We start from the raw sequence: 13,430 nt of genomic DNA, 5'->3' as shown, positions 1-13,430 counted from the left end.
AAAATGGATTTGATCTCATAGTGTGCCGGCAAATAAAAAAGAGCAGCTAGCAAAAGCTAACTGCTCTATTCAAGGGATCTCTCCAAGGGGGAGTGGAGAAAATATTATGTTACTAGCAGTATTGACAGGTTATTAGGAAATATACAAATCGGATGAAAGAAATTTCAAATAATCTTTCGGTATTGACAGTTTTTAAAATATTCATGTACAATATATATGAATGACATTCAGTCATTTCTTCTTTGGAAGGATGTAGTTAGTTTGAAAACGGAACAAATATAAATGGTAAATGAGGATGATAGTTGTTTATATATAGTATTGATGAAAGATCATATTTTTTTAAAACAAAAATGACTGATAGTCAGTCATAAGAGGTGAGAGGTATGAAAAATAGAGCTTGGTTATATGTCATATTAACATGTATCTTTGAAATTTTTTGGGTGTTTGGTTTTAATACGGCCGATACTTGGTGGCATTGGATTATTATTTTAGGCGTTATCGCTGTTGATTTTCACTTTCTTTCTAAAGCGTGTGAACATCTTGCGACAGGAACTGTATATGCCATCTTTGCCGGAGCTGGTACGGTAGGTACTTTCTTAATGGATGTATTCCTTTTCGGCGGGAGTTTTAGCGTAGGGAAACTATTCTTTATCATGATGGTTGTAGCCGGTGTTATCGGTTTAAAGCTGGCTGATAATAAAGAAGAAACTGTGGAAGGAGCTGCTTAAAGATGGGTTGGTTTTTCGTATTTTGTGCTGCAATTAGTGAAATAGTCGGTGTGATTGGTCTTAAAATGTATAGTAAAGATAAAACGTTAGCAAATGGTGCAATTTATATAGGTGGATTTGCTACATCCTTCGCATTCTTGTATACATCTTTCTTATTTTTACAAGTAAGTGTCGCTTATGCGGTTTGGATTGGTATTGGAACAGCAGGTGCCGTTTTATTAAACATGTTCCTGTTTGGTGAGTCGAAAAGTAAAGCACGTATCATTAGTGTGGCTCTTATTGTATGCGGAGTGACAGGATTAAAGGCTCTTTCTTAAAGATATATTGTATTTTATCTCCTAATGGTTTATTAGGAGATTTTTATTATTAAAAAATGATTTCCTCTTAGAGTTCACTATCATTGACAGTACAATCGATTATCTTATAAAATGAGTGACAGTCATTCAATATGTGTGTGAAAGGGTTTAGATGATGAATAAAAAAGAAAAAATTGTCTATGCAGCTATTGAAGTGTTTCAGGAAAAGGGCGTTGAAAAAACGAAGATTTCTGATATCGTGAAATTGGCTGGCATTGCACAAGGAACTTTCTATTTATATTTTCCTTCTAAGTTATCTGTTATGCCTGCAATAGCAGAAGTAATGGTTGAAAAGATGATACTTGCAGTGAAAGAAAAAGTGCAAAATGATGCGCCTTTCTCAAGTAAAGTGACGCAAGTAATAGATGCGGTGTTTCACTTTATAGCGGAATATCGTGAAATACAAGCTTTAATGTATGCGGGTCTTGCATCTACAGAGCATATAAAAGAATGGGAAGCTGTGTATGAGCCTCTTTATATGTGGCTAAGCGAGTTTTTAAGTGCGGCGAAAGAAGCTGGTGAAATTCGTGATTCGGTTCACGCGGAAAGAACGGCTAAGTTATTTATCGCTCTTGTTGAATCTGCAGCGGAACAAGTTTATTTATATGATCATAAAGATGAAGAGCAAGTCGAGCTACAAAAGGCAGAAGTACTAGATTTTTTAACACATGCACTACATATAAAGAGGTAGTAAGATGAACCTGTCTGAAAAGGTAGGTTCATTTTTGAGGAAAACTGAATGATAGTCATTCACCTAATGCGTATGTATGTGTGGGAGGATAGAGTGAAATTCTAATGAGTGGGGGCATCTCTACTCATGATCAGCCCACAAATAGCAGGATAAAGAAAAAGCTTCTTGGGCATTATTTTTTTGAGGAACTTACGGGAAGAGGTGTTAAAAAGTGAAGAAACCGATAAAAGAACAAAAGATGGTATTGGTCATTCTTTTGAGTAATATATTTATCGCTTTTTTAGGGATTGGATTAATCATTCCGGTTATGCCGTCCTTTATGAATGACATGAGTTTAACAGGGAAGACGATGGGATATCTCGTTGCAGTATTCGCAATGGCTCAGCTCATTACGTCACCTATTACAGGCCGGTGGGTCGATCTTTACGGTAGGAAGAAAATGATCATCATTGGATTATTTATTTTTGGTGTTTCAGAACTTCTTTTTGGATTAGGAAAAGATGTGTGGATGCTTTATGCAGCACGGGTGTTAGGCGGAATTAGTGCTGCGTTTATTATGCCTGGTGTTACGGCATATGTTGCGGATATTACATCTATGCAGGAACGTCCAAAAGCGATGGGATATTTATCAGCAGCGATTAGTACTGGTTTTATTATAGGACCTGGAATTGGCGGATTTATTGCAGAGTATGGTATACGTGTGCCGTTTTTCGTTGCAGCAGCAATTGCCTTTATAGCATGTGTAATTTCGATCTTTATTTTAAAAGAACCGTTAACGAAAGAAGAACTTGCAGAGATTTCTGCTAACACGAAAGAATCAAGTTTTATTGGTGATTTAAAGAAATCATTACATCCAATGTATGCAATTGCATTTATTATCGTATTTGTACTCGCATTCGGATTATCAGCGTATGAAACTGTGTTTAGTCTATTTTCTGATCATAAGTTTGGATTCACACCGAAAGATATTGCGGCAATTATTACGATTAGCTCCATCTTTGGGGTAGTTGTGCAAGTATTTATGTTTGGTAAATTGGTTGATATGTTCGGTGAAAAAGTGTTAATTCAAATATGTTTAATTGTAGGTGCAGTATTAGCGTTTATTTCAACTGTAGTCTTTAATTATTGGATTGTACTTCTCGTTACTTGCTTCATTTTCTTAGCATTTGATTTGCTTCGTCCAGCTTTAACGACGTTTTTATCAAAAGCAGCTGGAAAAGAGCAAGGATTCGTTGCTGGTATGAACTCGACTTATACGAGTTTAGGAAATATCGCAGGACCAGCGATGGGTGGAATATTATTTGATATGAATATTCATTATCCATATGCATTTTCAGGAGTTGTTTTAATAGTTGGTCTCGGCATTACATTTATGTGGAGAGAGAAACAGCTAGCTGAAAGTTTTGCGAAGTAATAAAACCCCTTACGACGGTAAGGGGTTTTTGTTTTATCCCGCTTTAATGGGCAGTAAGACCCCCACCTCAAAATTCACTGAAAGCAAAGAATTTAGGTGGGGGATGAAGAAAACCCCCACTGATTAAAGTTTCACTTTATAAGCTTAATCCAAACCGTTTTAATTCAATGAAAATCCCCTCTAATTGCTTTCCTTTATCCGTTAATGTGTACTCTACACGAGGCGGAACTTCTGGATATACTTTTCTCGTTATAATACTTTGAGATTCTAATTCTTTTAGGCGAAGTGATAATGTTTTCGGACTAATCCCGTCCATTGATTTTTGTAAATCACTAAAGCGTAATGTTCCTTCGATAAGAAGGTCGCGAATGATTAAAAACGTCCATTTTGTACGAATTACGTCAAGTGTTTTAGCGATAGGACAAGGTATGCCAGGTAAACCTTTCGTTAATTCAACTGGATCTATATTGTTCATGGAACTAGCCTCCATAAAATTTTTTTGGATGAATTTGCTTTATAGTATCACAAAACTATACTTTTGGTAACTATATGAAAAAAATATCACTACTTCCATAAAGAAAGTTAGTGCATATACAATAGCAATACGAAATACAAAGGGTTTGTATGAAGGAGGAGGTGATTTTCATGGGGATAAAAAAGTTGTTTGGATTCCTTAGTTTGTTTGTTGTTTGTATTGTACTTGTAGCATGTAGCGGGGAACAAAAAACGGAAATCCAGTTATTAAAAGAAATGCCGAAGCCAAAAGCAATGACAATTGATCCCTCACTAAGTAAAAAGGAAGCGACCGAAATGGTTCATGCAGCGCAGCGTTTTTATGCATTTTGGGATACAGGTAAGGAGGAACTTATTCTGCAAACTGTTTCTGAAAATTTTTCCGATAATACATTGCCGAAAGGGCGACCACAAGGCACTGAAGGATTAAAGTTTGCGGCACAAAATTTTCGTAAAGTCGTTCCTAATATACATTGCGAGATTGAAGATTTATTAGTCGTCGGTGATAAAGTAACAGCTCGTCTTTCTTTTACAGGAACGCATAAGGATAAGAAAATCAATTTTTTTGCAATTGATATTTTACATGTGAAAGACGGAAAGATAACGGAAGACTGGCATTTAGAAGATAATCTTACGCTGAAACAGCAACTTGGGTTAATAGCCGAGGAATAAAATAGGAGAGAGAAAAGTGATGAAAAATATATTTATTATAAATGGACATGAAAAATACGGTACGAAAGAAGGACGATTAAATAGAACGTTAGTTGATTATATGATAACTGTATTAAGCGAGAAGCATCATGTGAAAACAACAACGATTCAAGATGGTTATAGTATTAAAGAAGAACAAGAGAAGTTTTTATGGGCCGATGTTGTGATTTATCAAACACCGATTTACTGGTTTAGTGTACCGGGCTTATTTAAAACGTATATGGATGAAGTATATGAATATGGTTTGTTCTTTAAAGGTGCTGATGAATATGGAACAGGTGGTTTATTAAAAGAGAAGCAGTATATGTTTTCTACAACTTGGAATGCACCTGAAAAGGCATTTGGAGATAAGACGAAGTTCTTTGAAGGGGAAAGTTTAGAGTCAACGCTTAGCCATTTACACCGCGTGCAAAAGTTTCTTGGCATGAGTCCGTTAAAGAGCTTTGCTTGTTATGATGTGGTGAAGCATCCTACAATTGATAAGTATTTAGAGAACTTGAAGAATCATTTAGAAGAAATCATTTAATAATTACAGCCATCCCCATATTTAATGCGGGGGTGGCTGTATCCATAATTTCGCAAAATTTGCCCAGCCGAATGAATCAATTGTTACATTTTTTAAAGAAGAAGGGTATGTTTTTTCTTTTTAAAACGGATCAACTTCAGCTAAATTTGGAGTAGTACTAGGCTGTAGCAAAAGATTTTTTAACGTTCCTACTTCAGAAAGAGCTACTAATATGTAGCCACTAATCAGTACAATAAGCCCAATGACGCGTAACGTTTGTAAGCTTACTTCATTATTATTCGTTTCCGTTGGATTTGGGGGCGTTGAAGGTGGATTATTGTTCATAGCTAGGCTCCCATCTTTTTTTATTTATATATGTGTAAAATTATTATTTAACTTATGGATAGGAATCGTATAGTCATTTTCACTATATGAGAAATGCCTATAAAAAGTGATTAGAAATTTGGGGACGAAGAAAGGAGGAATCCACAGGTCATTAAAAATGATATTCCTTTTTAATTTTCATACAAATAAAAAGGTTAACCAAAGTAGCTAAACAGCTATTTTGGTTAACCTCTAATAACTATCCTAATATACGCAATGATTCTTCAATAAACGCGGGGATATCCTCCGGTTGTCTACTTGTTACTAGCTGATTTTGGCATACGACAACCTCTTTGTCATGAAAATTTCCGCCGGTATTTTTCAAATCGACCGCAATGGATTTATATCCAGTCACATCGCGTCCTTCAAGTGTTTGTGCAGTGATGAGTAATTGGGGTCCGTGACAAATAGCAAAAACAGGTTTTTTCGCATCCATAAATGCTTTGCTAAAGCGAACGAAACGTTCATCTGCACGAAGTATATCTGGGGAAAATCCGCCTGGTATGAAGAGGGCATCAAAGTTCTCTGGAGAAACATCATCGATACCTTTATCAATTACAACTTCACTTTTTCCTTGTTTACCGTGTACCGTTTTACCTTTTTCTGCTTCAATAGTTGTTAATTCATATCCCTTTTGTTTAAAAGCTTCTGCGGGCTCTGTGTATTCTGTGTCCTCGAAATAATCTGTTATTAAAGTAGCAATTTTTTTACTCATTCTAATCCGCTCCTTACATTATATTATCGGTTCCAGAATCGTCCTTGGGCAATGCTTTCTATAAATGATTCAATTGAAGTATCTGTTAAGTTGTAAACTCCTGCTCCATCCAGTTTAACCTTACTATGGTCTAAAGCATGAGGGTCGCTAAGGACATAGGCTATCGGTTTAAAGTGTTTAAAAGTAGTTTCTGCAAATTCTAAAACAGGGGGTTTAATGACAGATTCACTACTAAACACTAAGACTGCATCAAAAAGTGAGGAGTCTGCTGTTGTATAAGTATCCGTTACTTTAATAGAATCATTGAAATGATGAATTTTATTATCTATGATGCCATAGTTAATTCGGTACTGTGCAAAAGCTTGAATCCATTCGAACAGAAGGGAAATGCTTGGATCGCCATTTAATAGAATTGCCACATTTTTGGAATCAGCTTTAAAAATAGTATTGGACATGCTGAGTGCAGGTGATTTTGCATCCGAATTTATTTCTTGATTTTCCTTAGGCAAGGGAGCTCCAATCATGTTAGCGACTTCCTTTGCTAATTGACGATCGACGTGGTTTAAAAGAGCAATTACATTTGTCTTCACCATGTCTGATTTGCACTTCCCAACTTCAAAGCAAAATGCGTCTTTTATGTGCTGCTTTTCAATAGCATTCATACTATTGTAGAAAAGTTTAGCCTGAGAATAAAAGTTAAGGAAGCTTTTACTGCGCCCCCTAATTTTATGTCCATCAACCTTTTCTTGATAATGTTCATATCCGCCCTGTTCGGCTTGGACGGTTGCTGGTTGATTGTTATTTAAGCCATTAGGATGATAGCTTGTTTGACCGCGATGAATCTGCATTTGATGCATACCATCACGTTGATTATTATGAAAAGGACATACAGGCTGGTTAATAGGAATTTGGTGGAAATTAGGACCTCCTAAACGAGATAATTGTGTATCTGTATAGGAGAACAATCTTCCTTGCAGAAGAGGATCATTTGAAAAATCAATACCTGGTACGACATGGCCAGGGTGAAAAGCTACCTGTTCCGTTTCGGCAAAGAAGTTATCAACATTTTTGTTCAGTGTCATTTTACCAACTAGTTTTACAGGAACTTCTTCTTCAGGCCATAGTTTCGTTGGATCTAAAATATCAAAATCAAATGCATGCTCATCTTCTTCCGGAATTAACTGTAATCCAAGCTCCCATTCCGGATAATCGCCTTTTTCAATTGCTTCGTATAAATCTTGGCGATGGAAATCAGGATTTTTCCCAGCAATCCTTTGAGCCTCATCCCATACTAATGAATGAACCCCTAGGGTAGGTTTCCAGTGAAACTTTACGAAGTGGGCTTTTCCTTCTTTATTAATAAGTCGAAATGTATGAACTCCAAAACCTTCCATCATTCGTAAACTACGCGGAATTGCGCGATCACTCATCTGCCACATAACCATATGAGTAGACTCGGGATTATGCGCAACAAAATCCCAAAATGTATCATGAGCACTAGCTCCCTGAGGAATATCATTATGTGGCTCTGGTTTAACTGCATGTACAAAATCAGGAAATTTAATAGCATCTTGGATAAAGAATACTGGCATATTATTACCTACTAAATCATAGTTACCTTCATCTGTATAAAATTTTGTGGCAAATCCGCGCACATCTCTTACTGTGTCATTGGATCCTTTAGAGCCTTGAACGGTCGAGAACCGTACAAATACAGGTGTTTTTTTTGAAGGGTTAGTAAGAAAATCTGCTTTTGTATATGCCTCTAAAGATTCATAAAGCTGAAAATAACCATGTGCGCCAACTCCGCGCGCATGAACAATCCTTTCAGGAATTCGTTCATGATCAAAGTGGGTCATTTTCTCGCGAAAGTGGAAATCCTCCATTAAGGTTGGGCCTCTTAAGCCCATCTTTAAAGAAAATTCATCCTCGGCTATTTTTACTCCTTGGTTTGTTGTTAAAGCATGTTTGCATTGATTATCTGTAATGTGATGTTCCAATTGCTCCATTTTCTTATTCACAATATAGGCACCTCCTTTGCCCTGTTAATTTAATACATACCCTTTTTGTTAGGGCGTAAACATGTATTATCGTTTTTGTATGTAAAAATCATAAAATATCGGTTGTTTCAGTAATTCTTGTTTGGGGAAGAAAAATAAAAAAGCCAAGGAGATAATTTATTTTCTCCTTGGCTTTTAAGATAATTCCTTTCGTTAAAACGCAGAAATTCGTTGCTTCGTTTTTGGTACAATAATAAATTTAATCCAGAGTAACCCGACAATCATAATGATAAGGCTATGTAAAAATTGACTTGTAGCAATGAGTATAACAATTGAAAATACAATGAGTTGAATGCTTAGCAATATAAAGATTAAGTGAAGAAATTGATTCATTCGTTTTTCAGCATCAATTGGATATAATGCTACAATAATATTTCCCGAAAAATATTTCCACAGGGAACGAAGCTGCATAGAAATCATATATAGGACGATATATGCGATAGCGCCTTTTACGTATAGGTTTGGTATAAAATATAAGGCGAAGGCACCGATCAACCCTAAGCGAATATATATACCGAAATAATCATTCCCACGTAAAAATGCGAGTGTATGTAAATAGAAGAAAGTTGCTCGTTTTTTATGTAATAAAGGTTCAATCCAATTTGTAAGCCATTTTCTTTTATTTACTTGCTTATTCAGTTGCGGAACATCGGTGAAAATGCTAGCAAATTGATAAAAACGAACGTTCATTTTTTCTTCTTGCTGGATTATGTAATCCCACGGTATTCGTTTTGTAGGCTGTTTTTTCGTATATAGAAGCAGGAAAGCAAGTAGTAAGAGCAATCCGCCTAATATGAGAACATGTGCCGAGTAAAACAGCATGTAAACGATTAGGGTGTTACAAGCAATACGAATAATGAACCATATGTTTTTTTCATGACTATCACGCCACATCCAATGTGTATATATATTCCAAGCTTTCGTAATCATTAAAACGATAAAGATTGTACATAAAAAAGGCACAGTTAATTGTAATGATTGCATGGCAAGTGGAACGAGAATAAGGAACGTAAATAATAATGGGAAAAGCTGAATGATGTAATTATATAGAAGAGATTTTTTAAAATAAGACGTTAGTTTCTCTTCTAATGCGAGTAAATAGACAGCATCAGGTTTTTGAATAAATGTACGGATAGGACATCTCGTTATAATCGCTGTTAGGACGATTGTAATAAGTAATAAAGATAGTTCTTTAGAAGGAGCTGTCTTAAGAAACTTTGCGTAATAGTAAGCACCTATACAGGCAACGAAGATAAAGCTATATAGTAAACCGTTAATCATACGTGCAAAGTATGTAATGATATTTTGAATATGTTGTTGGAAGCGACTGCTCCATAGTGATTCAATTGACATGTTTTTCACCTCTTTGTTCTATTATATATGTTTTATAAAAGAAAAAACGAGCAAATTGCGTTATGCAACTTGCCCGTTTTTCTTTTCTTTATTTTTTTTCTCATCACGATTCATTAATGGATAGAAAGCAAATCCGATTACGAATAAACCAATTCCGAGAAGGAACGTTTTTATGTCGGATGCGCCGGTTTTAATAACCCATAGTGCGTAACAAAGTGCGATTACTGCGACTATGCCATCTGTCATTCTTGCCCGCATTTCATTTTTATATGTTTCACCAGTTGCGACTAGTTTTAACTGGAAGATTGGTGAAACGAGATATGGAATGAGGTAGGCTAGTGTTGATACGGTAATAACGAATGTATAAGCTTCCGCAATTGTTCCGGATAGTGTTGAGAATAAGAACACTTGCGACATAATGTTTGTTAATCGTAATGAGTAAATTGGACTTCCTTTTTTATTTGTTTTCGTAAAGAAGGAAGGGAAGAAACCTTCTTTTGCAGCTTGATAGGGTACTTCTGAGCTTAATAAAATCCAGCCCAAGATAGAACCGAATAGGGAAGTAAGAGCAAGTAATGCCATCAGTTTCCCGCCGCCATGCCCCATTGCAGCGTTTAATGCGTCTGCTAATGGACGTTCAGAAGCTTGTAATTTATCAACGTGAAGTACACCCATTGTTAAAATTGTAATTCCTAAGTAAATCGCAACTGTAATAAGTAATCCCGCAACCGTTGCGCGTTTTACTGTTTTAGGAGAGGTAGCACGGTTTGATAAAAGTACTGCTGATTCAATTCCGATAAATGCCCAAAGTGTTGTAAGAGCAGCTAAATTTACTTGTGAAAGAAGGCCGTGTGATACACCTGATTTATCGATCATCGGTGTGTACCATTGTCCAAACTTAGAAGCTTCGAATGCAAATAACGTAACGACGATGAATAAAAGGAATCCAGTTACTTTCGTTGTTGTTGCTAAGAAGTTTAGCTTTCCAGCCCCGCTTACACCGTTTGTTAATATAATATGAGTTCCCCAAAGTAAGATGGAACAAATAGTAAATGTAATGAGTTTTCCAACTTCTATATCGAACGAGCCGATTGAAAATAGTAGTCGTGTATCTTTCATAATTGGGAAGAAGAGTGATAAATATCCCGCGAAAGATGTAATGATGGCAACGTTACTTGCCCAGTTTGCAACCCAATATCCCCATACCATACTGAAACCAGCCATTTTTTTCTTTTTTGGTGATGAGAATAAAGCATATGCATGACTTTGTGGTCCTGTCGTTAAATCAGGACGACGAATTGCTAAATTACCGAAAACAAGAGCTAGCATTAAAACACCAAACCCTGTTGTTAACCAAGCTAAAGTGACACCGAGAGGGCTTGCTGTTTGTGCCAACGTACTTGGCACCATGAAAATACCTGCGCCAACCATGTTACCGACAACGAAAGCTGTTAGTACCCAAAAGCCCCATTTTTTTTGTTGCATAGAAAATACCTCCAAAGTTAGTATAACCAAGTCAAGCGAGGAGATATGTATGTCTTCTTAGTAGAGAAGAGAAGTCCCAAACAAAACAAAAAAAGCACGTAATTTGCCGCTACATGCTTTCCATCTTATAAGAAACCCACGACATACCTCTCGATAGCTCTCCACAAACGAAACGTTTGTGACAGTTCTGCACTTATTAAATGCAGACCCAGCAAGCGTGCATGGTGGACACAACTTACTTCGGCAATCATTCCTTTCTCATTCCTTCATCAATGCCACTACATCTCCTGAAATGATACTCTTAATGACTGCAACCTCTACCTCACCGAGATACGAATGAGGATTTAAATATTAAATTAACGTCTTTAAGAGTAACAAATGAATTTTTATACGTCAATGGATATATTAATAATCAGATTATAGAGAAGAGTTTGTTATTAGGAATGAATAATTATTTGATATAAAAAGAAGCTGATCTAAAACTAGATCAGCTTCTACATATAAGATTAAACTAAGTTTAATACAGTTACTTTTTCACGTGTCATAGACTCAAGGCTCTTACGAATACCTTGTGCGCCCATACCTGAACCTTTTACACCGATGAATGGGAAGTGGTCAGGGCCGCGCTCTGTGCGTCCGTTAATTTGAACAGAACCAGTTTCGATTTTGTTAGCAATTGCAAATGCTTTGTTAATGTCTTTTGTGAAGACACTTGCTTGTAAGCCGAACTCTGATTTGTTAGCAATTTCAATTGCTTGCTCATCTGAAGAAACACGGATGATTGGAAGGATTGGGCCGAATGGCTCTTCCCAAGCAACTTTCATTTCTTCTGTTACGTGGTCGATTAATGTTGGGTAAATTAAGTTACGCTCACGTTTGTTACCGATAACAATTGTTGCACCTTTTTCTACAGCGTCGTCAACTAAACTTTGAACGAAGTCAGCAGACTTGTCGTCGATTAATGGAACGATTGTGTTATCTTGTTCTGGAGATCCAACTGATAGTTCAGCTACTTGTGCTTTTAATAAGCTAACAAGCTCATCTGCTACGTTTTCGTGTACAAGTACACGTTTAATAGCTGTACAACGTTGACCAGAGTAAGAGAATGCACCGCTTACGATATGGTTTGCAGCATCTTGTAAGTCAGCATCTTCACGAACGATACCAGGGTCTTTACCACCAAGTTCTAATACAAGTGGAATCATTGCAGCTTTTTTCGCTAAATGTTTACCTGTATTTGTACCACCTGTGAACGATACCATATTGATGCCTTCGTGTTCTACTAAGTAGTCACCAATTACAGAACCACGTCCTGTAGCTACGTTTACAAGACCTTTTGGAAGGCCAGCTTTATGTAGTGCTTCAACCATTTTAATACCACTAATTGCACCTTGAGTTGCTGGTTTGAAAATAACAGCGTTACCCATAATTAATGCTGGTGCAAGTTTTGCAGCAGATAAGTTTACTGGGTAGTTAAATGGTGCGATTGCTAATACAACACCAAGTGGTGCGCGTTGGATGATCGCAAGTTTAGATTTCGTTCCGCCAGGGAAGCTATCGCCCATCATGCTTTCTCCGTGCATATGAAGAGCTTCTTCAATTGTGTAACGAATGAAATCAGCTGTACGAACAACTTCTTTCTTCGCATCTTTATATCCTTTACCGACTTCTTTCATAATGATATCGGCAATTTCATCTTGCATATTTACGAGCTCATCAGCCCATTTATATAAATATTTTGCGCGATCTTGTAGAGAAGCTTCCGCCCATGATTTTTGAGCTTCTTTTGCAGATGTAATTGCTTCATCTACTTCTCCGCGAGTAATTGCTTGTACTTGTCCAATTACTTCGTGTAAGTATGGAGATGGAATTTCGATTGTTTCTCCTGAAGAGCTTTCTCTCCATTCTCCGTCTAAATAAAATTTGTACGTATTGCTAGTTGTCATGATTAGTCCTCCTAAAATAGCAACTTGTAAGAGTGAGTATAAGGTGATTGTAGGGTGTTTGATAACATTTTTCAAATGAAATGTTTGTGAAAACGATTTCTTATTCTTTTTTTATTTTGTATGCCCTTTCTTACAGAAGATTCCCTTATTTCAAAATGATGTAGCGTATATTTTTATTCATTGTGTAAAAAAACAATTGACAGAATACTCAATAAAGTTGTAAGATTATAAATGGAAAATAAATGAAGGGGGTGTGCGTAATGATTGTAATCGTAAATGTGATGGGCTTAGCTCTGTTAAATGGCAGAAAACATTCATATCATTACGCAACCCGTGCGGATATATAAGGCATCTTTGTCTTATAAAAAGCGTACGTTGCGTATATCGTAACGTACGCTTTTATGCATTTTTGTGCATATCGTCAAGCGGCGGTATGCTTTTTTTTGTTTTCCACATTACTATATAAAATTTTGGAAGGTGGAAAAATGTGATGAGATTGTATGGATTACGAAATGTAAATGTGATGGATCTGGATAGTGGGTAAAGAAATGGGAGTGAAACGAGAACGA

At 36.5% G+C, this 13,430-nt stretch carries 13 protein-coding genes and 1 riboswitch; of the genes, 6 read left to right on the top strand and 7 right to left on the bottom strand.

Annotation, left to right across the window (positions count from 1 at the left end; all coding sequences use genetic code 11):
- Window positions 1-383 precede the first annotated feature (383 nt).
- The 4 genes from DM800_RS00380 (at window position 384) to DM800_RS00365 (ending at window position 3,189) form a co-directional block, all read left to right on the top strand.
- Entirely contained in the window at window positions 384-728 is a 345-nt protein-coding gene (locus DM800_RS00380) for a DMT family transporter (protein WP_048545668.1), read from the top strand.
- 2 nt (window positions 729-730) lie between these two features.
- On the top strand, window positions 731-1,045 hold the full coding sequence (locus DM800_RS00375; RefSeq protein ID WP_000539670.1) for a DMT family transporter: 315 nt from the start codon (window positions 731-733) through the stop codon (window positions 1,043-1,045).
- Between the two features lie 151 nt (window positions 1,046-1,196).
- Window positions 1,197-1,775: a TetR/AcrR family transcriptional regulator gene (locus tag DM800_RS00370; RefSeq protein WP_002108767.1), complete on the top strand. Its 579-nt coding sequence runs from the start codon at window positions 1,197-1,199 to the stop codon at window positions 1,773-1,775.
- Window positions 1,776-1,986: 211 nt separating this feature from the next.
- Window positions 1,987-3,189 (top strand): MFS transporter, encoded by a 1,203-nt coding sequence (locus DM800_RS00365; RefSeq protein WP_147786187.1) that lies wholly within the window; start codon window positions 1,987-1,989, stop codon window positions 3,187-3,189.
- A 136-nt stretch (window positions 3,190-3,325) separates the two neighbouring features.
- Here the strand turns inward: DM800_RS00365 and DM800_RS00360 are convergent, their stop codons facing one another.
- Window positions 3,326-3,664 (bottom strand): winged helix-turn-helix transcriptional regulator, encoded by a 339-nt coding sequence (locus tag DM800_RS00360; RefSeq protein WP_147786186.1) that lies wholly within the window; start codon window positions 3,662-3,664, stop codon window positions 3,326-3,328.
- A gap of 170 nt (window positions 3,665-3,834) precedes the next feature.
- Between DM800_RS00360 and DM800_RS00355 the strand changes: the two genes are divergently transcribed.
- Together DM800_RS00355 and DM800_RS00350 are read left to right on the top strand one after the other, a co-directional pair.
- A complete protein-coding gene (locus DM800_RS00355; RefSeq protein WP_087985769.1) occupies window positions 3,835-4,374 on the top strand; it encodes an ester cyclase in 540 nt (179 codons plus the stop codon).
- Between the two features lie 19 nt (window positions 4,375-4,393).
- Window positions 4,394-4,939: an NAD(P)H-dependent oxidoreductase gene (locus DM800_RS00350; RefSeq protein WP_147786185.1), complete on the top strand. Its 546-nt coding sequence runs from the start codon at window positions 4,394-4,396 to the stop codon at window positions 4,937-4,939.
- A gap of 120 nt (window positions 4,940-5,059) precedes the next feature.
- Here DM800_RS00350 and DM800_RS00345 read toward each other — a convergent pair whose 3' ends face one another.
- The 6 genes from DM800_RS00345 to gapN form a co-directional block, all read right to left on the bottom strand.
- On the bottom strand, window positions 5,060-5,263 hold the full coding sequence (locus DM800_RS00345) for a hypothetical protein (RefSeq protein ID WP_001063864.1): 204 nt from the start codon (window positions 5,261-5,263) through the stop codon (window positions 5,060-5,062).
- Window positions 5,264-5,501: 238 nt separating this feature from the next.
- Entirely contained in the window at window positions 5,502-6,017 is a 516-nt protein-coding gene (locus DM800_RS00340) for a type 1 glutamine amidotransferase domain-containing protein (RefSeq protein WP_147786184.1), read from the bottom strand.
- A gap of 23 nt (window positions 6,018-6,040) precedes the next feature.
- Entirely contained in the window at window positions 6,041-8,038 is a 1,998-nt protein-coding gene (locus tag DM800_RS00335) for a catalase (RefSeq protein WP_147786183.1), read from the bottom strand.
- A gap of 192 nt (window positions 8,039-8,230) precedes the next feature.
- Window positions 8,231-9,430 (bottom strand): ABC transporter permease, encoded by a 1,200-nt coding sequence (locus tag DM800_RS00330; protein WP_147786182.1) that lies wholly within the window; start codon window positions 9,428-9,430, stop codon window positions 8,231-8,233.
- Between the two features lie 60 nt (window positions 9,431-9,490).
- Window positions 9,491-10,915, bottom strand: coding sequence for an amino acid permease (locus DM800_RS00325; RefSeq protein WP_147786181.1), 1,425 nt, complete (start codon window positions 10,913-10,915; stop codon window positions 9,491-9,493).
- Between the two features lie 146 nt (window positions 10,916-11,061).
- Window positions 11,062-11,243, bottom strand: a riboswitch (Lysine riboswitch).
- Window positions 11,244-11,421: 178 nt separating this feature from the next.
- Entirely contained in the window at window positions 11,422-12,861 is a 1,440-nt protein-coding gene (gene gapN, locus DM800_RS00320; protein ID WP_147786180.1) for an NADP-dependent glyceraldehyde-3-phosphate dehydrogenase, read from the bottom strand.
- Window positions 12,862-13,430 lie beyond the last annotated feature (569 nt).

Source organism: Bacillus sp. AY18-3 (genome assembly GCF_008042305.1).
GTDB classification, from domain to species: domain Bacteria; phylum Bacillota; class Bacilli; order Bacillales; family Bacillaceae_G; genus Bacillus_A; species Bacillus_A wiedmannii.
This window is presented reverse-complemented; position numbering and strand designations above follow the sequence as displayed.